Raw genomic sequence first — 22,787 nt, forward strand, 5'->3', positions numbered from 1 at the left:
TGCTTCTGTAGTGAAAATACAGTCATTCGCTTTCTCTGTGCCCGGTCGATCTTGTTAATTTTTAAAATTCGGCGGGATTATACGTATAAAAATACGGCTTTCAAGCGTCCTGTGCAATTTTTGTTACGGACTTTGTTCTGTTTCCTCTTTCGGGAGAGATAATCGCCGGCAAAATGCCCAGCAGATTTTGAGAGAAACTGAAGATAATGCTGGGCAGTGCAGCCAAAGCCGAAAAGTGTTTGACCGCCAGCGCCATGGCCAGCCCGGTATTCTGAGTGCCAACTTCAATTGCAATGGTGATCGCGGTGCTATGATCATGGCCACATAAACGACTGGCCAGCCAGCCCAGTCCAAGCCCCAGAATATTGTGCAGTAATGCCGCAGCAATCAATACCAGAGACAGCTGATGCAAGTTATCTCGGTTAAGTGCAATCAGGGCGGCAATGGCAATAGCGATTCCAAGACTGGCGAAGGCCGGCAGCACCGGGTCGACCAGTCTTATCAGTTTTGGACAGAACCGATGCAACACGACACCTGCAATGACCGGAAGCAATATGAGTTGTACCAGTGACTGCATCAGTGGCCAGGGACTGATGGTGATCTGGCTGTGAAGGTAGAAAACCGTCAGCCAGGGCGTCAGCAAAATAGCTGCCAGACTGCTGCAGAGTGTCATGCTGACAGATAGAGCCACCCTGCCATTGACCAGCAGCGTCAGCATATTGGAAGCCAGCCCGCCGGGGGCCGCACCAACCAGCACCATGCCAATAGTAAGTTCGGGGGGCAGGGCGAACAGCTTTGACAGGCCAAAGGCCAGCGCCGGCATAATCACAAACTGTAACCCGACGCCAATCCACAAGGCTGTTGGATGCTGAATCACCTGCCTGAACTCTTCCCAGCCGGTATGCAATCCCATACAGAACAGAATAAATACCAGACAGGGAAACAATAACTCCTGAAACAGACTGCCGGCAGTGGGTGATATCAGCGCCAGTGTCGAGATGCTGATAATGCTGACAGGCAGCAGCAGTACTGAACCTATGCGTGAGCTCATGAGTTGTCATTTCAAGCAGGACTGGCACATGAGTGTAGTAAATATTCAAGCGCCACAGATTATTTGGCTCACCCTCTTACCGGGTGCGGTTTCTGCACATATAATGCTGCCAGAATAATCGGGAGTATCAGATGAGAAGTCTGGAAGAAATGAACCAGCTGCGCTGGCAGAGTCGCCGTGGCATGCTGGAACTGGATTTGCTGCTGGGGCCTTTTCTGGAAGAAGCATTTCCACATATCGAGGAAGCCGATCAGGAGCGTTTCATCAAGCTGCTGAAGTGTGAAGATCAGGATATCTTTGGCTGGGTAATGGAGCGTGAAGAAGCGCAGGATCCGGATCTGAACCGGATTGTTCGCATCATCCTGGATCGTGTCCAGCCGGACTGATACCTTCTCGCTGCGGGTGCGTCCATCGCGTCTGCTGTTATCCTGCTATCTGGTGATATACGCCGTCAGTCTTGTGCCTTTAGGGCTGGCGGATCTTGCCCTGCTATATAAATTCCTGCTTGCTGTATTACTTGGCGTCTGGCTTAAGTTCCAGTTGCGTCGCCATTACTTTCTGACTGATGTGCACAGTATTGAAGCGGTCAGCTTTGTTCAGGGGGAGTGGCGGATACGTTCCCGGGGGCAGTTATTCTGGTGTAAGGCACGGCTGTTGCCGACAGGCTGGCTACTCCCCTGGATTATTATCCTGCCGTTTGAAACGGATCGGGCGCCCTATCGACGTACGTTGATTCTGATGAGAGATAGTGCGCCGGATACAGCGATACACCGGCTGCGGGTATTGCTCCGAATATCTGCTTTCAAAGTCACAACTCCACCCAGTTATGGTCTCTCAGGTTTGGTATGTCGTTTCCGGACACTCATAAGAGCACGGATGAGAGCATGCCTGCCGATATTGAAGCAGTATCGGCAGGATGAGTAACACTTGTGTATTACTTACAGATGAACAGGGTAATCGGTGTAGCCTTTTTCCGTACCGCCATACATCGTGGCAGGATCAACCTCATTCAAAAGCTGGTTTTGTCTGATACGTTCAGGAAGATCCGGGTTAGCAATAAACGGACGGCCAAAGCCAAACAGATCACCATAGCCAGCATCCAGAATTCTCATTGCCTTTTCCGGGGTGTATTTGCCGGCATACAGAATACGGCCATCAAAGTGTTCCCGGGCACCCTGATAAAATGTCTCTGGCAGATCCGGGGCATCATCCCAGTCGGCTTCGGCCAGAGAAAGATAAGCGATGCCTGCATTGTTCAACAGTTTGATGGCTTCGATATAGGTTTCGTAAGGCTTGCTTTCTACCAGCCCCAGATAAACACGCAATTCATCTGTGCTTTCAAACAAGGGCGCGAAGCGCACACCGACTTTGTCTTTTCCTACCTCGTCAGAAACCGCTTCAACGATTTCCTTGAGGAACCGCAGACGGTTTTCGAGGCTTCCTCCGTACTCATCGGTGCGCTGATTGGTGTGTTCGGAAATAAACTGATTCACCAGATAGCCGTTGGCGCAATGCAGTTCCACGCCGTCAAAACCCGCTTCCATTGCATTTCGAGCAGCCTGGGCATACAGGGCAACAAGCTCTTTCACTTCACTGGTGGAAAGTGCCCGGGGTTCACTGGGATCAGCCAGATCTCCTTGGCCCGGTGCCGTCTCGATAAATGATTTCACTGCAGTTGCCCTGATTGCCGATGGAGCAACAGGCGCACCACCATCGGGTTGCAGTGAGGTGTGGGAAACCCGACCAACATGCCAGAGTTGGGCAAAGATGATGCCGCCTTCTTCGTGAACAGCTTGTGTTACCTTCTTCCAGCCTTCAATCTGTTCTTTTGAATGGATCCCTGGTGTCCAGGCATATCCTTGTCCACGAGGCTCAATCTGGGTTCCCTCTGTGACCATGAAACCGGCACCGGTTCTCTGGCGGTAATAATCAGCCATCAGATCATTGGCAATATTTCCGGGTTGAGTGCTTCTTGAGCGAGTCAAAGGCGGCAGGAAAATTCTGTTTTTGAGTGAGTGTTGACCAAGCTGAACGCTTTCAAACAGAGAATCTCTTGTAGTAACGACTGTAGTCATATGGCTTTGTGTTTCTGGCTAAATCAAGGCTTAGGGGCTGTTCAATATGGTTTTCAGTCCCGTTCACGGCAGGGTGTGAAAACTATATTTGCACCATGGATTACGCTAACGGGCAGGAATGCAGGAAATGGCCCGTTCTGTGGAAAAACTGTTGGGTGATGGTAAAAAGCGCACCATCGAATTTGAAACAAATCTTGTTTGTAAGTGATATCAGTGTGAGTAGTATCGATCGGCTTGATATTAGGCAGCTGCGAGTTTTTCGTGCGGTGCTGCAGGAGCGTAACCTTTCCCGGGTCGCCAGCCTGATGGGGCTGACGCAACAGGCGGTGAGTAGCCATTTACGCAAATTAAGGGATGTGTTTGATGATCCGCTCTTTATCAGAAGCGGTCATGGCATGATTCCTACGCCGAAGGCTGAGCAGCTGGGAGCGAAACTGGACAGCGTATTTGTTGAGCTTGAGTCGCTACTGGAACAGTCGAATTTTGACCCTGCAAGCCTGAATGGTGTTTACACTATTTGTGCGACAGATTATGCACAAAGCGTTGTGTTACCTGTGTTGCTGAGTGAAATCAGGAAACAGGCACCTCATTTGAAAATCATTGTGCGGGACTTTGAGATTGATGATCTTGATCACCTGATGTCATCTGGCGCAATTGATCTGGCCCTGACTTTCCCTGAGTTTATTCCCGCTCATTATCCCTATCAGGTGCTATTTGAAGAGCATCATGTATGCGTAGCAGGGAAAAATTCGCAACTGGCAAAAGAGCCTTTATCTATCGCCCAAATTGCGTCTTTGCCACAACTGATCGTCTCCCCTTCAAGAGCGAACTTGAGAGGGTCTCACGATCGGTGGTTTGAGCAGCGGGGAGGCAAACGCAATATTGTGATGTCAGTGCCTTTTTTTGCTGCCGCGGCTGACTGCATTAAAAATACGGATATGATTGCGTTTTTACCTTCACGGTTGCTGCCTGATGAACGTCTGACCCGGTTAGTGCTGGATGAAACTCCGCCGGGTTTTGAGGTCATTGCCGCATGGCATATGCGATCCAGTCGTGACCCTCTGCACAGGTGGATACTGGATCTGTTGAAAGCTCTGCACCATCAACTGTAAGTAGAGGGCAGAGCAATCAAAGAGGACTTATCCAGAATCAGTGCAGAATTTCCTGCACGTTAATACGCTCCAGCGGATTGGCACCTGTCACGAAAGGTGAAAGCACAGTATCTTCAGCCTGCTTTGCTGTTTCAGGGTAATCCAGCGTGAAATGCAGGCCTCGACTTTCCTTCCGCTCCAGTGCACAACGAATCATCAGGCTGGCAGTTAATGCCAGGTTGCGCAGTTCAATCAGGTCACTGCTGATACGGAAGTTGCGATAGAAATCATCGATCTCCTGCATCAGTAACATGACCCGGTTACGGGCACGAAGCAGGCGTTTGGTCGTGCGCACAATGCCAACGTAGTCCCACATAAATCGGCGCAGCTCATCCCAGTTATGGGAGATCACAACATTCTCGTTGGAATCGGTTACCTGGCTGGCATCCCAGTCTGCAACCGGTTCCGGATCGGGAATGGTATGCAGTCTTTCTTCAATATCCCGCGCTGCAGAGTGAGCAAATACAATGCATTCGAGCAGCGAGTTACTGGCCAGCCGGTTTGCACCGTGCAGGCCGGTATGGCTGGCCTCACCAATGGCATAGAGACCGGGAACATCAGTCTGGCCATTATGATCCACCATCACTCCGCCACAGGTGTAATGTGCTGCAGGCACGACCGGAATCGGCTCTTTGGTCATATCAATTCCAAACCGCTGACAGGTCTGGTTAATGGTCGGGAAATGTTCCCTGATAAATTCTTCTGGCTTGTGAGAAATATCCAGATAAACGCAGTCTGCACCGGAACGCTTCATCTCATGGTCGATGGCGCGGGCCACAATATCCCGTGGAGCCAGTTCGGCCAGTGGATGATATTCCGGCATAAAGCGGCTGCCATCGGCCCGGACTAACAGTCCGCCTTCCCCACGTACTGCTTCTGAAATAAGGCTGGCCTTGGCATGAGGGTGATACAGGCAGGTTGGATGAAACTGGTTGAATTCCAGGTTGGCAACCCGGCAGCCGGCACGCCAGGCCATGGCAATACCATCACCGCTGGCACCGTCAACATTGCTGGTATAGAGATAGGCCTTGCTGGCGCCACCTGATGCCAGCACCACGCTTCGGGCCAGAAACTGTTCTACGGCTTCGGTGCGGGTATCAAACACATAGGCACCCTTGCAGTGATAATCCCGGTGCGGCGGGTTGCCGGAAGTGATCAGGTTAATCGCCATATGGTGTTCGAAAACAGTAATGTTCTCTGCCTGGCGAACCCGTTCCTGCAAGGTGTTTGACAGTGCCTGTCCGGTGGCATCGGCAGCATGGATTACCCGTCGCTGGCTGTGACCGCCTTCACGCGTGAGATGGTAATCATCGGTATCCTGTTCACGGGTGAAAGGCACGCCGTGGTTGGTCAGCCAGTCGATACCGGCCTTGCTGTTTTCTACAGTAAAGCGAACAGTATCTTCATGACACAGCCCGGCACCTGCCGTCAGGGTATCTTCAACATGTTCTGCTGTACTGTCATTCTGACTGAGTACTGCGGCAATTCCACCCTGGGCCCAGTAGGTTGATCCGGCAGACAGCTCGGCCTTGCTCAGCACTGCTACCCGGGTATCTGGTCCCAGTTCCAGCGCCAGTGACAGGCCGGCAGCTCCACTGCCGATTACCAGCACATCAAAAATATGAGCCTTGGTCATATTGCTGTTTACTCCCCCTGAGCTTCACTGTCTTTGTTTGATCAGAGCCGATATAGCCCCATTGTCGTTTCGGGGTCAAGCTTTCGCCATTATGGTCATGCTTGTTGAAACTGCCCAATATGCAAACAAGGTGAAGAGAAATTTACATTCCCGTGACACTTACAACATGCACGGTCAGGTAGCATGTTAGGTATAAAGTGCCTATATTCTTTCAGGCATCCTGTTCGAGCTGCAGCAACATACAAAACCAATAACGACAACAGCTACAACGACTGGAAGCCATGAAAAAGATGGAAACTGTATGCGCTGTTTTGCCCCGGATTGGTTAAAATATTGATCTAGATCATAAAAATGGCGCAAAAGGATGAATTTTTGCGGAACTCTCGCAAGAGAATAGGGTCTACATGCCAGAAGCCGTCCGATGCACATTGCTGTTACAACAACTGTTGTTAATCAAATGGTTGTTAAAACAGCTGCTGTTACAAATTGCTGCTTTTCATGCGACCGGCCTTGTTTCAATCTATGGTGCAAGGTACGTCACACGGGACACAGCAACAGACAAAGGTCTAATAGCAGGCTTCCGTGCTGCGCTTCATAATGCCCCCTATCGGAGTAGATCGAGACATGGATTGATCTCCGCAGGCGGGTGCCGTGGAACTGATGGCACTCAGGAGAGATGGGTCTTTCAGGGATTAGGGACATGAGCGCACAGGAAACAGATCAGCAGCTGGTTGAACGTGTCCAGAAGGGTGACAAGCGTGCATTTGACATGCTGGTTATCAAGTATCAGCACAAGATTATTGGGTTGGTCAGCAGTTACATCCATGATTTTCAGGAAGTGCAGGATGTAACTCAGGAAGCGTTTGTAAAAGCTTATCGTGCATTAGGTGGTTTTCGGGGGGACAGCTCCTTCTATACATGGCTGTATCGCATCGCTATCAATACAGCCAAGAACTATCTTGTATCAAGGGGCCGTCGTCCACCGGACACCGATGTGGATGTATATGACGCGGAGAACCATGAAGTGGCTCCACCGCTGCGGGACAACGAATCGCCGGAAAGTCATCTGTACCGGGATGAGGTTGAATCCGTCATTCACAGCGCAATTGCCGCTCTGCCTGACGAGCTGCGTACAGCACTGATGCTGCGTGAGTTTGAAGGCTTGAGCTATGAAGAGATTGCCGCCGTCATGGGATGTCCGGTTGGTACAGTAAGATCGAGAATATTCAGAGCCCGGGAAGCTGTTGACCGGGAATTGCAACCGGTTCTGGCAAGAACCGGTTAACCGGGCCAGGTGACCAGGCAGTTAGTCACCGCCGGTGCAATATGTTTGCATAACCCTTCGGGGTCAGGATATCGCACGTTAATTGTTGCTGTAGATGTGATATCCCCCGAAGGATGTGTTTTTTGATTTGAGGTGGGTCATGACCGATCATAAACATCCGTCCGGATCCCGGGTTAAAGAGTCCGTTTCGGCGGTACTTGACGGGGAAACCAACGAGCTGGAACTGCATCGGGTACTTACCCAGCTGGATCGCGGATCAGAGGTACGTCAGGCAGCTTATCGCTACAGCCTGATTGGCGAAGTGATCCGTGGCCGTGGGGGTGAAAGTCTTTATACCGAAGATTTGTCTTCCCGAATCCGTTCAGCAATCGATGATGAGTTTGTCTTTGATGAAGCCCTTGCTTCAGATGCCGACAGCCAATCTATGGCTCAGCAGGTAGCTGCGGCTATCAATAGTGATTCCAGCAGTGAATTGAATAAAGAATCCAATGTTGTGCCCGTACGCCGTCAGTGGCTGTACAACATGGGACGTGTTGCTGTTGCGGCTTCTGTCACACTGGCTGTTCTGGTCGGTGCTCGAAACTACGATACTTTTGTTGCTCCTGACGCGCAAAATAGCGCTGCTCAACTGGCTGCGTCCGGTGTAGCTGCTCCGGCTGTCAATGCATCGGAAACCACCAGTTACGCCCCATCCTTTGCCCGCGACAGCATGCCTGTCGGAGCAAGCAGGGTACTGGCCGGTTATGATAGCAAGCCGGGCCATATGGTCCCGTCCTCTGATCAACTGGCCCGGGCAGAAGCAATTTCCTCTATTGCTGCCCGAAAACGATTTGAATCCTATATGTTGCAACACGCAGAACAGATGTCCCTGCATAATGATCAGGGGCTGTTACCGTTTGCCCGAGTGGCTGCAGCAGAGCGCTAAGCGCTAATAAAAGGTTCGTATCAAGTCCGTGCTGTAACACGGCGGGCCGGCACTTGTGGATCAATTGGATAATCAATCTGTTCACGCCGGCTGTTGGATTCAGAACCGGAGCACTGCATTACGTACGGTGCTTCGGATGGAGTTTATGACAGGTATGTTGGTGCAGATTTTGGCCAAAAGCAGAATAAAGAAGCCTTATTTGCAGGTGTTGACCGGGCTCTTTTTCTTTCCCCTTCTTCAGCTTCTTCCTGCCCAGGCACGGGGTGAAACGTCAGAGTCTTATCAGGCTCAGGCGGCTGCCGAAGCGCCTGCTGCTGACCCTGCTGTGCCGGATGCCAAAGCCTGGCTGACTCAAATGGCGCAGGCTTTTCATCAGCGCACTTACCAGGGCTTCTTCGTCTATCAAAATGGTCGCAGCCTTGAAAATTTTTCCCTTGCCCACACAACAGACAAAGACGGTGTTGAACGCTCACGGCTGGTAACGCTTGATGGTCCACCCCGGGAAGTCATACGTCAGGGTGACGAGGTTGCGGTCTATGGTCAGCAGGGCACTGCGATCCGGTTTGGCCGTAAAGGTGAACTGCCGTTGGTCGGCAGCAGTCTCGGTAACCGTCCAGAGCGGCTGGAAAAGTGGTATGACCTGAGATTGGCCGGACTCGACCGGGTGGCAGGCAGACTGGCAGTGGTGATTGATATTCAGCCTCACGATCGTTTTCGCTATGGCTATCGTCTCTGGCTTGATCGTGAGACCGCGCTGTTGTTGAAGTCGGTATTGCTTGATGAAAATGCCCGGGTGCTGGAACAGTTTCAGTTTGTGATGCTGCAGACTGCAGACCGCATGCCGGAAGATGCCCTGTCTCCCAAGTTGGAAGGTGAGCCGCGCAAGTATGAGGTCGAACGTGACGATGATGATAAAAATGATGCGGCTGCAGGTTCTGATTCAGACCGTGCTGACTCAGGGGATAACAATGGCCGCTGGATGATGGGCTGGAAACCGGAAGGTTTCAGAATGCTGTCATATACCACCCGTCCGGCAAGGAAAAATCCGGCAGAAGCACAAGCCAACCCTGCTGAGGATAAAGCTGAAAGTGATACAGCATCGGTTGATGTGATGACTTTCTCGGACGGACTGGCGGGTTTCTCTGTTTTTGTTGAGCCTGAAAACAGCTGGATGCTGTCTCAGCCCAGTCATCAGTTTGGATCGACTTCGGCGGTATCCAAAGTCTATCGCCGGGGTGAGCAGAACTACAATATCACTGTCGTTGGAGAAATCCCTATCGGAGCTGCAGAACGCATTGCGGTTTCTGTGCGCCCGATAATCAGGGCTGTGAAATGAGCAGCCCAGGAAAACAAGATAATTTCTGAAACCTTGTCAGGTTTCAGCAGCAGGTAAAACCCTATGCTAGAAGAAACAGGTAAAGTCATCTCGGTTGAGGGGCGAAACGTATGGGTTGAAACTGTACGACAATCCTCTTGTGGTAGCTGTGCTTCCGGGAAAGTATGTGGTCACAAACTGCTCGAGCAGCGCGCTGAAAGAAAAGCGATAGAACAAAAGCTGAATTTTGTTCAGGCCCGGTTGAGTGACGACTTTTCGAATCCGGAGCTGCTGGCACCTGGAGATCAGGTCAGTATCGGTATGCCGGAACAGAGTTTACTGCAGGCTGCACTGACAACTTACCTGTTACCTCTGCTGCTGTTTTTTACCAGCCTGATTGTGAGTCATCTGCTAGGCTTGGCCGAGCCTTACCAGATTGTTGCTGCCATTGGCGGGCTTTCTGCCGGCCTGCTTTTGATGCGACGTGCCGGCCAGTATTTGAGTCAGTTCACTGACTTGCAGCCGGTGGTGTTGAATGTGCTGCGGGATGAAACCCCGGTGCGCATCCTGACCCCGAACAGTGGTCTGTCCGCTGGCTGATCTTTGAATCCTTTAACCTGTTTCATTCGTATTGCGTATAGCAATAATGTGAATCGCTCTGTCTGAGTGGGGGATACGTATCCATGCATAACCGATATGTTAAGCAACTGCGTGACAGCATTACGCCCGTACTTGGGATATTGATGCTGTGCATGCTCAGTGTGCGGGCGTTTGCAGCCCAGGACCTGCCGGACTTTACCGGCCTGTTCAAGCAGGTTTCACCTGCAGTCGTTAATATCAGTACCACTTCAAAGCCCAAGGGGCGCCAATACTATGGTGGCCCGCAGGAAATTCCTGAAATCTGGCGCGAGTTTTTCGGCCTGCCGATGGATCCGGGTCCTCGTGAAAAGGCGCAGCCCCAGTCACTGGGTTCCGGTTTCATTATCAGCAGTGACGGTTATATTGTTACCAATAACCATGTTATCGAAGGTGCCGATGAGATTCTGGTGCGCTTCAGCGACCGGCTGGAACTGCAGGCCGAGCTGATTGGTGCAGACAAACTGTCTGATATCGCACTGCTGAAAGTTGAAGCCAAAGGTCTGCCTGCCATCAGCTGGGGTAAGCGCAGCGAACTCGAGCCGGGTCAGTGGGTCGCGGCGATTGGTTCTCCGTTCGGTTTTGATTACTCCATTACCAAAGGCATTATCAGTGCGGTAAATCGTAATCTGCCGCAGGAAAGCTATGTGCCGTTCATCCAGACTGATGTGCCGATCAACCCGGGTAACTCCGGTGGTCCGCTGCTGAATATGGATGGTGAAGTGATTGGTATTAACTCCCAGATCTACACCCGTTCCGGCGGCTTTATGGGACTGTCTTTTGCAATCCCGGTTGACCATGCTGAAAATGTTATCAAGCAACTGAAAGAGAAAGGCCATGTCAGCCGCGGCTGGCTGGGTGTGATCGTTCAGGAAGTGAACAAGAACCTGGCTGAATCTTTTGGTCTGAACAAGCCGAAAGGTGCGCTGGTGGCTGAAGTTGCGGCGGGTGGTCCGGCTGAAAAATCAGGTCTGGAAACCGGCGATATCATTGTTGAGTTCAATGATCGTGAAATTCACTACAGTGCTGACCTGCCAGTAGCGGTAGGTAATACCAAACCCGGTGACAAAACAGACCTGGTGGTGGTACGCAATGGCCGTGAGAAGACCCTGAAAGTTGAAGTGGGTGAACTGCCAAACGACGGCAGCCCGGCACGGGGTGCTTCGGTTCAGAGCAAGAACCGTATGGGGATTGTGATTGAACCGCTGGATAATGAGTACCGCAACAAGCTGCGTCTGAATGAAAACGTTCAGGGTCTGATTGTTACTGATATAGATGATGGTCCGGGCCGTTCTATTGGTCTGCGTCCGGGTGATGTGATCACTCACATTGATCGTCAGGCAGTAAATAATGTGAATGAGTTCAACGGCATCCTGCGCAAGCTGGAGCCGGGCAAGCCGATCTCACTGCGAATCATTCGCCGCGGTGTGCCGAACTACATTACCTTTACCTTGTCTCGTTAATTGTCCCGTTAACTGTCCAGTTAAACGAGGGCTTATTAAAAAAAAAGGGACGGTTTTCCGTCCCTTTTTTATTGCGGCGCTATTTACCTATTACCTACTATCTACGATTACGAAACCGTAATTGCGTCGTTTATGATTATTTGCCGCCAATGCTCAAACGAGAAAAACGAATATCCGGCGCATAGAAGGTACGGTCATCCGCAGGTTTCAGGATTGAGCCCAGCGCATCAACTTCATTCAGCATTTGATAGAAGTTACCGGCAACGGTAATACCCCGCACCGGCTGCACCCGCTTGCCGTCACGGCACAGGAAACCACTGGCTCCAAACGAGAACTCACCGCTGATTGCGTCGGCGCCGGAGTGAGCCCCCTGCAGTTCGATCAGCTCAAGATATTCACCGCTGGTGACTTCGCTGCTGCTGGCACTGCCAGCTGCAATCACTTTATGACGAGCCGCAACTTCGAGACTGCTTTTGGCGCTGCGAGCCGCGCTGGCGGTATTTTCTACCTTGAGATGACTGGCAGTATGGCTGTTATGCAGCAGGGTATTCAGTTCACCCTGCTGAATCAGGATATTATCCTGAGTGGCATAGCCTTCACTGTCGAAAGCACAGATATTCATACCACCTTCAATATAGGCCTTATCTGTCAGGGTGATCTGCTTGCTGGCAACCTGCTGACCGACCTTTTCTCGCCAGGGGTTAATCCCTTTCATGGCTCCGACACCGGAGAGGCATAGGCTGAAAGCACTGAACAGGCTGCTGAGAGCGTTAGTTTCAAAAATAACACTGTAACTGCCGGTCTCGACAGGCTCTCCATCCAGCAGGTCCCGCGCCAGTTCATAGCCATGGTTAATACAGAAGTCACCGTCCAGTTCATCAAAACGACGACCGTAGGACATTCCGCCCTGCATCGACTGTTTTCCATCCTGTTCGTACAGGGTGTAGGCGTAGCAGTAGAAGGCACGTTCCTTATGCTGGCACAGGGTGCCTTTGGTATTGGCGATAAGGGTATGGCTTTCGGTTTCACCAAAGCCGTTATAGGGTGAGCTGGAAACGTGAGGCTTGCTGGTCACGCCTTGTTCCAGGCTCAGTGCCAGTGCAATCTTGTCGTCTACAGGAGTGTTATCCGGCTGATAGATCTCGGCAATATCGGTCGTGATCTTGCTGTTCTGACAGCTGATTTGCTGGTGCTCGTCGACCTTGGCATAGCGGGCACTTTCCAGCGCATTGGTCAGCATCTGGTCCAGACTTGCCGGTTCCAGTGACTCGGAGTAGCTGGTTGCAACCCGCTGATCCTTCACCACCCGAACACCAATAACCTGACCGGAAGTGACTTTATATTCGTCCAGTTCACCCTTGTTGGCTTTCAGGGAAAAACTGTTGTTATTGCTGGCGATAACATCCGCTTCGGCACCCTGATCACGGACAGCACTCAATACATGGTCGATGGCCTGCTGCAGTTTTTGCTGTTCGCTCATCAGTTACCACCTCCTACCAAGATATTGTCGACTTTCAGTGCCGGCTGGCCCACGGTTGTCGGTACGGCGCCACTGACGGAACCGCACATGCCGGCGGCCAGATCCAGATCGGTGCCGACCATGCTGATCTCTTTCAGTACCTTGGGGCCGGTGCTGATCAGGGTGGCTGTTTTCAGTGGTTTGGTGATCTTGCCGTTTTCGATCAGATAGGCTTCACGCACGGCAAAGTTAAACTCGCCAGTGCCTGGAGAAACGGAGCCACCGCCCATTTTCTTGGCATAAACACCACGCTCGATACCTGCAACCATCTCATCCAGTGAGCTGTTGCCGGGTTCAATGTAGGTGTTACGCATCCGCGAAGTGGGTGCAAACTTATAGCTTTCGCGGCGACCCGAGCCGGTGCGGGCATAGCCGGTTTTCAGACTGCCCATTTTGTCGACCATAAAGCTGGTCAGTTTGCCATCCTTGATCAGCTGGGTGTGCTGAGTCTCCATTCCTTCGTCGTCTATGTTGATGGAGCCCCACTCATTGGTCATGGTGCCGTCATCAACTGCATTGACTACCGGATTGGCAATCATCTGATCCATCTTGTCGTGGAATACAGAGGCTTTCTTGGCGACAGATGTCGTTTCAAGTAGATGGCCGCACGCTTCATGGAAAATAACGCCGCCGAAACCATTGCCGATCACCACCGGCATCTCACCGGAAGGGCAGGTGTCAGCATTCAGCTTGACCAGTGCCTGGCGGGCAATTTCATGGCCCAGTGCCTTGGCATCCAGCTTGTCATGCAATTCCCAGCCGGTCAGGGCGCCGGGAGATTCTGCTCCAGTGGCTTGTTCGTTGCCATCCTGGGCCACAGCGTTACCGGCAAACCGGGTGTAATGGCGAGTGTCGCCGATATGCAGGCCTTCGGAGTTAAAGATTTCGATCCGTTGCTCGCGCTGCAGAATAGTACCCATAAACTGGGAAATTTTTTCATCTTCCTGCCGTGCGGCAGCATCCGCCTGACGCAGGAAGGCAATTTTGGCATCCAGATGGGTATGCTGGCTCAGGGCCTGTACACAGGGATGCTGATCCTGATAACGGTTCAGGTTCAGGGCGCCGGCCGTGGCGATCTGATCACGCTTGTCTTTGGCAGCCAGTAGGGTAGTGATGCGCTTGAGTTCCTGTTCCTCGGCGCTGTTGGTGTAGCCATACAGTACTTTATGACCGAAAAACAGCCGAATGCCGATACCGAAGTCGATACCGGAATTAACCTTGTCGACTTCGCCGGATACCAGTTGTACGGTTCCGGTCTGGTGATGCTCTACGAATAACTCGGCAAAGTCGGCGCCGAGAAAAAGGGCATGATCGATAACTGCTTTCGCAGTAACGGGATTTAGCATTATTGCTCCTTGCCTGGTGATTTTTACCCGGTTTATCTGATGTTGTTATTGGGAAAAGATCAAGACTGACTCAGTGCTTGTGGCACATATCAGGCATGAAGATCACAGTGTGAGTAACCCAGGTCCAGTGATTGTTATCTAATTAGTGAAGGGCAACATCAACTATTACCTTAATCGATTCGGTAGCGGGTGTCAGCATCGCCGGGGTGTCGTGCAGTGTCTGCACTATTCAAAATGTTCAAAGCCGTTTGTGGTTACAGCTTGTTTTCAGAAGCCGCTTGAGACATGCGAACAAACGTGCCAACTTCATGTAAGGACGACCGGTTTATGGCGCTTTTAGCTCTATTCCGATAGAATCCGCCGATTATTTGACTCTCCGGTCTATGGTTAAAACGTGAGCGATCTTCGACATATCCGCAACTTCAGTATCATTGCCCATATTGATCACGGCAAATCCACTCTGGCTGACCGCTTTATTCAGTTCTGTGGAGGCCTGAGTGACCGTGAAATGCAGGCACAAGTGCTTGACTCCATGGACATCGAGCGTGAACGCGGCATTACCATCAAGGCGCAGAGCGTGACGCTGGATTACAAGGCGCAGGATGGCAACACCTACCAGCTGAACTTTATCGATACTCCCGGACACGTGGACTTTTCTTATGAAGTGTCCCGCTCCCTGTCTGCCTGTGAAGGCGCGCTGCTGGTTGTTGACGCGGCCCAAGGTGTGGAAGCCCAGTCGGTAGCCAACTGCTACACCGCTATTGAACAGGGTCTGGAAGTGGTACCGGTACTGAACAAGATGGACCTGCCCCAGGCCGAGCCGGACCGTGTTGCCCAGGAAGTTGAAGAAGTTATCGGTATCGATGCCACCGACGCGGTGCGCTGTTCAGCCAAGAGCGGTCTGGGTATCGAAGATGTACTGGAACGCTTGGTGCAGGAAATTCCGTCGCCGGAAGGTGACCGTACTGCGCCGCTGCAGGCGCTGATCATTGACTCCTGGTTCGATAACTACCTCGGCGTTGTCTCTCTGGTACGGGTAAAAGAAGGTGCCCTGCGCAAGGGTGACAAGATGCTGGTCAAGTCTACCGGTGATGTTCACCAGGTGGATGATATCGGTATTTTCTCGCCGAAGCGGACCCCGACCGGCATTCTGCAGGCGGGCGAAGTGGGTTATGTGGTTGCCGGTATCAAGAACATCCACGGTGCACCGGTAGGTGATACCCTGACCCTGAACAAGACCCCGGATGTTGAGCCGGTTCCGGGCTTCCAGAAGGTGAAGCCACAGGTTTATGCCGGTCTGTTCCCGGTCAGCTCTGACGATTTCGAAAACTTCCGGGAAGCGCTGGAAAAACTCAGCCTGAACGATGCGTCCCTGTTCTACGAGCCGGAAAGCTCTGATGCGCTGGGCTTTGGTTTCCGTTGTGGTTTCCTCGGCATGCTGCACATGGAAATCATTCAGGAGCGTCTGGAACGGGAATACAATCTCGACCTGATTACCACGGCTCCGACCGTAGTCTATGAAGTGGTCATGAAAAACGGTGACACGGTGATGGTGGATAACCCGTCCCGTATGCCGGACCCGGCTTCCATCGACGAAATGCGCGAGCCGATTGTGCAGGCCAACATCCTGGTGCCACAGGAATATCTCGGTGCAGTGATCACCCTGTGTGTCGAGAAGCGTGGTATCCAGAAAGACATGCAGTTTATGGCCAATCAGGTATCGTTAACTTATGAACTGCCGATGAGTGAAGTAGTCATGGACTTCTTCGACCGTCTGAAGTCTGTAAGTCGCGGTTTTGCTTCACTGGATTACAGTTTTATCCGCTTTGAAGCGGCCAAACTGGTGCGGTTGGATATCCTGATTAATGGTGAGAAAGTGGACGCGCTGGCAATCATCGTCCATAAAGATAACTCCCATGGCCGTGGTCGCAGTCTGACCGAGCGAATGAAGGAAATCATTCCCCGGCAGATGTTTGATGTGGCAATTCAGGCGGCGATCGGTGGTCAAATCGTTGCCCGTCAGACCGTTAAAGCCCTGCGCAAGAACGTAACCGCAAAATGTTACGGTGGTGATGTCAGCCGTAAACGCAAGCTGCTGGAAAAGCAGAAAGCGGGTAAGAAGCGCATGAAGCAGGTCGGCCGGGTAGAAATTCCTCAGGAAGCGTTCCTGGCGGTACTAAAAGTCGAGAAATAAACGCATGGATTTGAACTTTCCGTTGATTCTTGTGCTGCTGGTTTTCGGCAGCGGGCTGATTGCCCTGTTTGACCGGCTGGTGCTGTTGCCCCGTCGCCAGCAAGCGGTAGCCAACTACCGTGGGCAGGTGGGTGATAAAGCCGAGTTTGACGTCATTGAAAAGCTGGAAAAGGAAAACGGGATTGTAGAAACTTCCCGCTCCGTTTTTCCGGTGCTGCTGTTGGTATTGGTGCTGCGCTCGTTTCTGTTTGAGCCGTTCCAGATTCCATCCGGTTCAATGATTCCGACCCTGCAGGTCGGTGACTTTATTCTGGTTAACAAGTATGCATATGGCCTGCGGTTGCCGGTGGTTGATACCAAAGTTGTTGAAATCGGCGAACCCAAGCGTGGTGATGTGATGGTGTTCAAGGTGCCGGCCGGGCCGGGTATCGCCAAGCCGGGCATCAATTACATCAAGCGGGTCATCGGGGTACCGGGCGATACCATTCGCTATAAAGACAAGCGACTGTATATCAACGGAAAGATGGTGCCTGAAAAGTTTGTGGCCCAGCTGACTGAAGAACGTTTTGTCTACCGGATCTATGAGGAAACCATTGACGGTGAAACTCACCAGATCCGCAAGGACATGATGATCTTTGATCCGCGGGCGGAAGGTCAGTGGACGGTGCCGGAAGGTCATTACTTCATGATGGGTGACAACCGCGATCGTAGTAATGACAGTCGTTACTGGGGTCTGGTGCCGGAGAAAAACATCGTCGGCAAGGCGGTGTATATCTGGATGCACTGGCCCAGCTGGACCGATATTCCTAACTTCAGGAACAACGGCGCCATTCAATAAGCGGATAATTTTTTATCCTGATACCGGAACTGACGGTTAACGTCTTGAGCCATATCGGAGTATATTGGTTCAAGGCATACCGGGTTCCGGTTTTCTGCTTTCTGAAATAGTGGCATTTTTTGTGCATCAGTTATCTATGAGTTGTGCATGAACTGTGCTTGAGAAAGTAGAGCGGAGAACTCCGGACAGCCTGTAGCTGGCAAGTTGGTATCCAGTCAGCACACTAAAGAGTGTTCAGGGTTGACAGGGAGGAAACCGGTATGACACGGAGTGTTGTAAAACAGCGAGGCTTTTCCGGCCTGCTATGGCTAATCTTTCTGCTGCTGGCCGGTTTTGCGGGGCTGGTGGGAATGAAAGCCGGGCCAACCTATTATGATGACTATGCCATTGGTCAGGCTGTAGCGTCCGTCGCAGAGCAGCCGGAACTGGCCACGGCAAGCCGGCAGGATGTGCGGGCATGGCTTGAGCGGGCACTGCAGACCCAGCTGGTCGAACTGCCTGAAGATGCTGTCCTGGTCTCCGCAAACCGCAATGATGTAAGTATCAGAATCGATTATGAACGTCGGGTGAATTTACTGATGAATATCGATCTGGTCATGACGTTTGAACATCACAGAGTATTCAATCGGTAGTGAAATCTGTTTCTCTTGAAAAGCTGGAGCGAAAGCTGGGGCACCATTTCAGTGACCCCCAGCTCGCCATTCTGGCCCTTACACACCGCAGCTTTGGCAGTCGCAATAATGAGCGGCTGGAGTTTCTGGGCGATTCCCTGGTTAACTTTATTATTGCCGAAGCCCTCTATAAACAATTCCCCCAGGCTCGTGAAGGTCAGCTGAGTCGTCTTCGTGCCCGCATGGTACGAGGCAAAACGCTGGCAGAAATCGGCCGTGAGTTCGGTCTGGGCGACTTTCTGCGCCTCGGTTCCGGAGAACTTAAAAGTGGTGGTTTCCGTCGTGAGTCCATTCTGGCTGATGCTGTTGAAGCCCTGATCGGTGCCATCTATCTGGATGCCGGCATGGACGTCTGCCATGAACGGGTCAATGCCTGGTTTACCACTCGACTGGAAGAACTGTCGGTGACGGATCAGAGCAACAAGGATCCGAAAACCCGCCTGCAGGAACTGCTGCAATCCAAGCAGCAACAGTTGCCGGAATACGAAGTTCTGAGCATCGAGGGCGTTGCCCACGATCAGGTCTTCACAGTGAACTGCAAGGTGACTGTACTGGAACAGCCGGTGGTCGGTACCGGTTCCAGCCGTCGTGGCGCGGAACAACAGGCTGCCCGCCTGACCCTGAAAGCTCTTGGAGTGGAAGAGAATGACTGAAGCACATGATGTACCAGAGCTGGAAGTGGCTGACTCCGGTGAAGAGCAGACCCGCTGTGGTTATGTGGCGATTGTTGGCCGTCCCAATGTGGGCAAGTCAACCCTGATGAACCGGATTCTGGGACAGAAACTGAGTATCACTTCCCGTCGTCCCCAGACCACCCGTCACCAGATTCTCGGCATCAAAACTGAAGCCGGTGTCCAGACCCTGTATGTAGATACACCGGGACTGCACAAGGATGACAAGAAAGCGATCAACCGCTACATGAACCGTGCGGCTGCAACTGCGGTGCAGGATGTTGATGCCGTGGTATTTATCGTTGATCGTGACCGCTGGACTGACGAAGACGAAATGGTGCTGCGCAAGGTGCGTCGCAGTCACTGTCCGGTCGTGCTGGCCGTCAACAAGGTCGACCGGATTCAGGACAAGGAAGTGTTGATGACAACGCTGCAGACCCTGAATGAAAAATACGACTTTGCTGCCATTGTTCCGCTGTCTGCTATAAACGGCAAGAATGTGGACGAGCTGGAAGAAGTACTGAACGGTTATATGCCGAAAGGTATTCACTTCTTCCCGGAAGACCAGATTACTGACCGTAGCTCCCGCTTTATGGCAGCAGAGCTGGTGCGTGAAAAAATCATGCGTCAGCTGGGTGATGAACTGCCTTACCAGATGACGGTCGAGATCGAGGAATTCAAATACGAAGACCGTGGTGACAAACCACCGCTGCTTCACGTCAGTGCCCTGATTCTGGTTGAACGTTCAGGTCAGAAGCGTATCGTTATCGGTGACAAGGGTGCGCGGATGAAAGTCATCGGTCGTGATGCCCGGACCGATATGGAAAACATGTTTGACTGCAAGGTGATGCTGAACCTGTGGGTTAAAGTGAAATCCGGCTGGTCCGACGATGACCGTGCACTGCGCAGTCTGGGTTACGATCTCGAGTAATCATTAACAGGGAAGCCAAATGTCGTCCAGGGAGCATATTGCATTCATACTGCATACTCGTCCTTATAAGGAAACCAGTATTATTGCAGAGCTGCTGACGGCAGAGAATCAGCGCCAGCCGGTGGTTATCAAGAGTGTGCGCGGCCGGCGCTCGTCACTGGCAGCCCATCTGCAGCCGTTTGCCAGTCTGATGCTGGAGTGGCGTGGCCGGGGGGCAATGAAGAGCGCCTCCCGGATTGAACCTTTGCGGATGTTTCGTCTCAAAGGTCAGTCACTGCTCTGCGGTTTTTATGCCAATGAGCTGATCTACCGGCTGATGGCCCAGGGGCAGGCGGCAGAAGACCTGTTTGAATACTACTCAATGCTACTGACCGGGTTGGCCGCAGATGAACCTCCGGCACCGTTATTGCGCCGGTTTGAACGGCAACTGCTGGGATCTCTGGGTTATGGTGTGTCGTTGACGCACGATGCCGACGGTGACCTATTGCAGGATGATCAGAATTACTGTTTCATTCACGAAACCGGGTTTCAGCCTGTCTATATTCCCAAGAATACGACGTTACTGTTCAGTGGCCGAGCATTACGGGCCTGGCGGGAAGATGATTACAGTGATCCGGCGCTGAATTACCAGCTTAAACTGCTGGTTCGGCAGATGCTGAAGCCGCTGCTGGGTTCGCGCCCGCTGCGCAGTCGGGAACTGTTGCAGCCCGGCAAGAAACAGGAAGTAAGCCTGTCGTCTTGACGGATAGAACATGGCGACAGACTGATACCGTCTTTATTATATGGCAGGGAGCAGGCACGCTGTTTTCTGACCGATGCAATACTGTTGCAATACAAGAGTTAACATGACAGCACATTTTTCCCAGCGTACACTTTTCAAACGTCCGCTACTTGGCGTCAATATCGATCACGTTGCCACCCTTCGCGAAGCTCGCAAGATTACCTATCCTGACCCGCTGCAGGCCGCCCTGCTGGCTGAAGAAGCCGGTGCAGATGGTATCACCCTGCATTTGCGTGAAGATCGTCGTCATATCCAGGATCGTGATGTCGATGTGATGCGTGAAGCGCTGCAGACTCGTATGAATCTGGAAATGGCAGTAACCGAGGAAATGGTTGCGATTGCCGAACGGGTGCGTGCACCGCATATCTGTCTGGTACCGGAAAAGCGGGAAGAGGTCACAACTGAAGGTGGTCTCAATGTTACCGGTCAGCTGACCCGTATTACTGAAGTCTGCAGTCGTCTAGCGGCGGTTGGCAGTGAAGTATCACTGTTTATCGATCCGGATATTGAGCAGATTGAAGCCGCTGCCAAAGCCGGTGCACCTGCTATCGAACTGCATACCGGTGCCTATGCCGAAGCTGAAACACCGGCGGCCCGTGAACATGAACTGGCACGGATCAAGGCTGGCGTTGAAGCCGGTGTTGCGCTGGGTCTGATTGTAAATGCCGGTCATGGCCTGAACTATCAGAATGTTGAACCTGTAGCTGCTATTCCGGGTATCAACGAATTGAATATCGGCCACTCCATTATTGCCCGGGCTGTCTTTACCGGCCTGAAAGACGCAGTGAAGGAGATGAAGCAGCTGATTAATGAAGCTGCCAGCCGTCGTTCATGATTATCGGAATCGGTACTGACATTATTAAAATCTCCCGCCTGTCCGGTATTCTGGACAGGCAGGGGGACCGTTTTGTGCAGCGTATCCTGACTGAAGCAGAGCAGGCCGAGTTTCAGCGACGCAAACGTTCGGTTGTCTATCTGGCATCGCGCTTTGCGGCCAAGGAAGCAGCAGCAAAAGCACTGGGAACAGGTATTGGCCGGGGGGTGTCGTTTCAGCAGCTGGAGGTCAGTAATCTAGAGACCGGACAACCGGTACTCACATTGCATGGATATGCTGCTGAATTGTTTAAGTCAAAAGGCGGAAAGGTGATCCATATCAGCCTGTCTGATGAAGAGGATATGGCAGTGGCTTTCGTGACCCTGTCAGGAATAAGCCCCGACGGATAGCTGTGCTGTGTGCCGATTTTCGGCACAACTTATGCTTGATGATCGAATGGTCGATAGCTCCTAACTTTCCGGTGGCTTTCTTCCTGTCATCTGCTGGAAAGCTTCCGGGCCAAAAACTGCCAGTAAGTCTTCCTCGTTGAATGCTTCCATCATACTTTCACTCAATTCTATTGCCCGGGAAGGATCTTTCCCTGCAACTACATCATGTAGCTCGGCCACAAGCTCATTGAACGAGTCTTCACTCATATTCATTTGGCTGGCTGTAATTGAATCCTCCTGACTGCGCGGAATACCATTAACTATTTCCTGAAATTCTGGTTCCAGCATGGAGTCAGTGATGGAATTGCCGGAACTACTGCTGATGCTGCCTTCCATATTGTTGGCCCGGTCAATCACTCGCGCCATTTCTGCTTCCTGCTGATCGAGTGTCTGTAACTGCTCGATAAGATCGTCACGGATTGTATCCAGTTGTTTCTTCATGTCTTTCCAGGCGGTGGCAGATCCAACTTGTTCCTCCAGCATTTCACTGGCCAGAACAAAAGGCGTGGGCATTCCCGGCCTGGAGGGAGGTAAGGGGTTATTCAGAAATTTCTTTTGCGGCAGTTTGCCTGCGGCGCCAAGTTTGCCCATCAAATCCAGTTGTTGGGCAAAATTCTCTTTAAGTTGCTGCTGTAATACCTGACGGGACATCTGGAGTGTGGCATGACCTGAGATTGTCGAGGGACCTCCGGTCCCGCTTCCTGCTCCGGGTTTGATATGACGTTGGGATAAGGGTTGGGTATCCCCCGGATAATGAGGCTGTCCGGTATCGATATATTTTTTCTCGGGTCTGAATTTGCTGACAAGGCGACGAATACCATTCATCAGCCATTGGCCGACACGTACAAAAGCCTGTTTGACTTTTGCCCCGCGACTGAGAGGTTGCGTGGGGCGATTCCCCGGATCAATACCAATGGCCATGACTTGTCCCTGTCCGGCATAAGATGGTTAATATATAACTTATAACAACTCTCGAATAAGGCGTAAACGGGAAGAGCGGAAGCAGAATTCTCTATCGGGTGTGGGAAATCTGTAC

At 51.9% G+C, this 22,787-nt stretch carries 22 protein-coding genes; 16 read left to right on the plus strand and 6 right to left on the minus strand.

The window, feature by feature from the left end; all coding sequences use genetic code 11:
• Window positions 1-100: 100 nt before the first annotated feature.
• Window positions 101-1,051, minus strand: a complete 951-nt coding sequence (locus tag ACYZZ0_RS12595) for a bile acid:sodium symporter family protein (RefSeq protein ID WP_461536984.1) — start codon at window positions 1,049-1,051, stop codon at window positions 101-103.
• Window positions 1,052-1,182: 131 nt separating this feature from the next.
• Here ACYZZ0_RS12595 and ACYZZ0_RS12600 point away from each other — a divergent pair, with 131 nt between their 5' ends.
• A complete protein-coding gene (locus ACYZZ0_RS12600) occupies window positions 1,183-1,437 on the plus strand; it encodes an FAD assembly factor SdhE (RefSeq protein ID WP_461536985.1) in 255 nt (84 codons plus the stop codon).
• Window positions 1,421-1,975 carry a protein YgfX gene (locus ACYZZ0_RS12605; protein ID WP_461536986.1) on the plus strand — a complete coding sequence of 185 codons (555 nt, stop codon included), beginning with the start codon at window positions 1,421-1,423 and terminating at the stop codon, window positions 1,973-1,975. The genes ACYZZ0_RS12600 and ACYZZ0_RS12605 overlap by 17 nt, the downstream gene beginning before the upstream one ends.
• Before the next feature lie 14 nt (window positions 1,976-1,989).
• Here ACYZZ0_RS12605 and ACYZZ0_RS12610 read toward each other — a convergent pair whose 3' ends face one another.
• Entirely contained in the window at window positions 1,990-3,126 is a 1,137-nt protein-coding gene (locus ACYZZ0_RS12610; RefSeq protein WP_461536987.1) for an alkene reductase, read from the minus strand.
• Between the two features lie 215 nt (window positions 3,127-3,341).
• Between ACYZZ0_RS12610 and ACYZZ0_RS12615 the strand changes: the two genes are divergently transcribed.
• Window positions 3,342-4,238, plus strand: coding sequence for a LysR family transcriptional regulator (locus tag ACYZZ0_RS12615; RefSeq protein ID WP_461536988.1), 897 nt, complete (start codon window positions 3,342-3,344; stop codon window positions 4,236-4,238).
• 37 nt (window positions 4,239-4,275) lie between these two features.
• On the opposite strand, the gene nadB is transcribed toward ACYZZ0_RS12615, so the two are convergent.
• On the minus strand, window positions 4,276-5,913 hold the full coding sequence (gene nadB, locus ACYZZ0_RS12620; RefSeq protein WP_461536989.1) for an L-aspartate oxidase: 1,638 nt from the start codon (window positions 5,911-5,913) through the stop codon (window positions 4,276-4,278).
• Between the two features lie 700 nt (window positions 5,914-6,613).
• Between nadB and rpoE the strand changes: the two genes are divergently transcribed.
• The 5 genes from rpoE to ACYZZ0_RS12645 all read left to right on the plus strand — a co-directional run bounded on the left by rpoE (window position 6,614) and on the right by ACYZZ0_RS12645 (window position 11,537).
• Window positions 6,614-7,198 (plus strand): RNA polymerase sigma factor RpoE, encoded by a 585-nt coding sequence (rpoE, locus tag ACYZZ0_RS12625; RefSeq protein WP_461536990.1) that lies wholly within the window; start codon window positions 6,614-6,616, stop codon window positions 7,196-7,198.
• A 139-nt stretch (window positions 7,199-7,337) separates the two neighbouring features.
• Entirely contained in the window at window positions 7,338-8,123 is a 786-nt protein-coding gene (locus ACYZZ0_RS12630) for a sigma-E factor negative regulatory protein (RefSeq protein ID WP_461536991.1), read from the plus strand.
• Window positions 8,124-8,259: 136 nt separating this feature from the next.
• Complete coding sequence (locus ACYZZ0_RS12635) at window positions 8,260-9,459, plus strand: MucB/RseB C-terminal domain-containing protein (RefSeq protein WP_461536992.1); 1,200 nt, start codon at window positions 8,260-8,262, stop codon at window positions 9,457-9,459.
• A gap of 63 nt (window positions 9,460-9,522) precedes the next feature.
• Window positions 9,523-10,038, plus strand: coding sequence for a SoxR reducing system RseC family protein (locus tag ACYZZ0_RS12640; RefSeq protein WP_461536993.1), 516 nt, complete (start codon window positions 9,523-9,525; stop codon window positions 10,036-10,038).
• An 83-nt stretch (window positions 10,039-10,121) separates the two neighbouring features.
• Window positions 10,122-11,537, plus strand: a complete 1,416-nt coding sequence (locus ACYZZ0_RS12645) for a DegQ family serine endoprotease (protein WP_461536994.1) — start codon at window positions 10,122-10,124, stop codon at window positions 11,535-11,537.
• Between the two features lie 136 nt (window positions 11,538-11,673).
• Here ACYZZ0_RS12645 and ACYZZ0_RS12650 read toward each other — a convergent pair whose 3' ends face one another.
• Complete coding sequence (locus tag ACYZZ0_RS12650) at window positions 11,674-13,017, minus strand: TldD/PmbA family protein (protein WP_461536995.1); 1,344 nt, start codon at window positions 13,015-13,017, stop codon at window positions 11,674-11,676.
• Entirely contained in the window at window positions 13,017-14,402 is a 1,386-nt protein-coding gene (locus ACYZZ0_RS12655) for a TldD/PmbA family protein (protein WP_461536996.1), read from the minus strand. Before ACYZZ0_RS12655 ends, ACYZZ0_RS12650 begins: the two co-directional genes overlap by 1 nt.
• Window positions 14,403-14,796: 394 nt before the next feature.
• Between ACYZZ0_RS12655 and lepA the strand changes: the two genes are divergently transcribed.
• The 8 genes from lepA (at window position 14,797) to acpS (ending at window position 21,712) form a co-directional block, all read left to right on the plus strand.
• Window positions 14,797-16,596 carry a translation elongation factor 4 gene (gene lepA / locus ACYZZ0_RS12660; protein ID WP_461536997.1) on the plus strand — a complete coding sequence of 600 codons (1,800 nt, stop codon included), beginning with the start codon at window positions 14,797-14,799 and terminating at the stop codon, window positions 16,594-16,596.
• 4 nt (window positions 16,597-16,600) lie between these two features.
• Window positions 16,601-17,434, plus strand: a complete 834-nt coding sequence (gene lepB / locus ACYZZ0_RS12665; protein WP_461536998.1) for a signal peptidase I — start codon at window positions 16,601-16,603, stop codon at window positions 17,432-17,434.
• Between the two features lie 260 nt (window positions 17,435-17,694).
• Window positions 17,695-18,066 carry a DUF4845 domain-containing protein gene (locus ACYZZ0_RS12670; RefSeq protein ID WP_461536999.1) on the plus strand — a complete coding sequence of 124 codons (372 nt, stop codon included), beginning with the start codon at window positions 17,695-17,697 and terminating at the stop codon, window positions 18,064-18,066.
• Window positions 18,066-18,758, plus strand: coding sequence for a ribonuclease III (rnc, locus tag ACYZZ0_RS12675; protein ID WP_461537000.1), 693 nt, complete (start codon window positions 18,066-18,068; stop codon window positions 18,756-18,758). The genes ACYZZ0_RS12670 and rnc overlap by 1 nt, the downstream gene beginning before the upstream one ends.
• A complete protein-coding gene (era, locus tag ACYZZ0_RS12680) occupies window positions 18,751-19,707 on the plus strand; it encodes a GTPase Era (RefSeq protein WP_461537001.1) in 957 nt (318 codons plus the stop codon). The genes rnc and era overlap by 8 nt, the downstream gene beginning before the upstream one ends.
• A gap of 19 nt (window positions 19,708-19,726) precedes the next feature.
• Window positions 19,727-20,449: a DNA repair protein RecO gene (recO, locus tag ACYZZ0_RS12685; protein ID WP_461537002.1), complete on the plus strand. Its 723-nt coding sequence runs from the start codon at window positions 19,727-19,729 to the stop codon at window positions 20,447-20,449.
• Between the two features lie 103 nt (window positions 20,450-20,552).
• On the plus strand, window positions 20,553-21,323 hold the full coding sequence (gene pdxJ, locus ACYZZ0_RS12690; protein ID WP_461537003.1) for a pyridoxine 5'-phosphate synthase: 771 nt from the start codon (window positions 20,553-20,555) through the stop codon (window positions 21,321-21,323).
• Complete coding sequence (acpS, locus tag ACYZZ0_RS12695) at window positions 21,320-21,712, plus strand: holo-ACP synthase (protein ID WP_461537004.1); 393 nt, start codon at window positions 21,320-21,322, stop codon at window positions 21,710-21,712. The genes pdxJ and acpS overlap by 4 nt, the downstream gene beginning before the upstream one ends.
• 60 nt (window positions 21,713-21,772) lie before the next feature.
• Here the strand turns inward: acpS and ACYZZ0_RS12700 are convergent, their stop codons facing one another.
• The gene (locus ACYZZ0_RS12700; RefSeq protein WP_461537005.1) at window positions 21,773-22,672 is read right to left on the minus strand and encodes a hypothetical protein; all 900 of its coding nucleotides are present in this window, start codon (window positions 22,670-22,672) and stop codon (window positions 21,773-21,775) included.
• Window positions 22,673-22,787 lie beyond the last annotated feature (115 nt).

The sequence above is a fragment of the Spongorhabdus nitratireducens genome (assembly GCA_947387575.1).
Taxonomy (GTDB): domain Bacteria; phylum Pseudomonadota; class Gammaproteobacteria; order Pseudomonadales; family Endozoicomonadaceae; genus CANDOC01.

Excerpts from the sequence above, each read along its gene's own strand:
- ACYZZ0_RS12670 (WP_461536999.1), top strand. The coding sequence starts at position 17,695 with ATGACACGGAGTGTTGTAAAACAGCGAGGCTTTTCCGGCCTGCTATGG.
- era (WP_461537001.1), top strand. The coding sequence starts at position 18,751 with ATGACTGAAGCACATGATGTACCAGAGCTGGAAGTGGCTGACTCCGGT.
- ACYZZ0_RS12600 (WP_461536985.1), top strand. The coding sequence starts at position 1,183 with ATGAGAAGTCTGGAAGAAATGAACCAGCTGCGCTGGCAGAGTCGCCGT.
- ACYZZ0_RS12630 (WP_461536991.1), top strand. The coding sequence starts at position 7,338 with ATGACCGATCATAAACATCCGTCCGGATCCCGGGTTAAAGAGTCCGTT.
- ACYZZ0_RS12595 (WP_461536984.1), bottom strand. The coding sequence starts at position 1,051 with ATGAGCTCACGCATAGGTTCAGTACTGCTGCTGCCTGTCAGCATTATC.
- ACYZZ0_RS12645 (WP_461536994.1), top strand. The coding sequence starts at position 10,122 with ATGCATAACCGATATGTTAAGCAACTGCGTGACAGCATTACGCCCGTA.
- ACYZZ0_RS12650 (WP_461536995.1), bottom strand. The coding sequence starts at position 13,017 with ATGAGCGAACAGCAAAAACTGCAGCAGGCCATCGACCATGTATTGAGT.
- nadB (WP_461536989.1), bottom strand. The coding sequence starts at position 5,913 with ATGACCAAGGCTCATATTTTTGATGTGCTGGTAATCGGCAGTGGAGCT.
- recO (WP_461537002.1), top strand. The coding sequence starts at position 19,727 with ATGTCGTCCAGGGAGCATATTGCATTCATACTGCATACTCGTCCTTAT.
- ACYZZ0_RS12700 (WP_461537005.1), bottom strand. The coding sequence starts at position 22,672 with ATGGCCATTGGTATTGATCCGGGGAATCGCCCCACGCAACCTCTCAGT.
- pdxJ (WP_461537003.1), top strand. The coding sequence starts at position 20,553 with ATGACAGCACATTTTTCCCAGCGTACACTTTTCAAACGTCCGCTACTT.
- ACYZZ0_RS12610 (WP_461536987.1), bottom strand. The coding sequence starts at position 3,126 with ATGACTACAGTCGTTACTACAAGAGATTCTCTGTTTGAAAGCGTTCAG.
- ACYZZ0_RS12640 (WP_461536993.1), top strand. The coding sequence starts at position 9,523 with ATGCTAGAAGAAACAGGTAAAGTCATCTCGGTTGAGGGGCGAAACGTA.
- ACYZZ0_RS12635 (WP_461536992.1), top strand. The coding sequence starts at position 8,260 with ATGGAGTTTATGACAGGTATGTTGGTGCAGATTTTGGCCAAAAGCAGA.
- acpS (WP_461537004.1), top strand. The coding sequence starts at position 21,320 with ATGATTATCGGAATCGGTACTGACATTATTAAAATCTCCCGCCTGTCC.
- ACYZZ0_RS12655 (WP_461536996.1), bottom strand. The coding sequence starts at position 14,402 with ATGCTAAATCCCGTTACTGCGAAAGCAGTTATCGATCATGCCCTTTTT.
- lepB (WP_461536998.1), top strand. The coding sequence starts at position 16,601 with ATGGATTTGAACTTTCCGTTGATTCTTGTGCTGCTGGTTTTCGGCAGC.
- rpoE (WP_461536990.1), top strand. The coding sequence starts at position 6,614 with ATGAGCGCACAGGAAACAGATCAGCAGCTGGTTGAACGTGTCCAGAAG.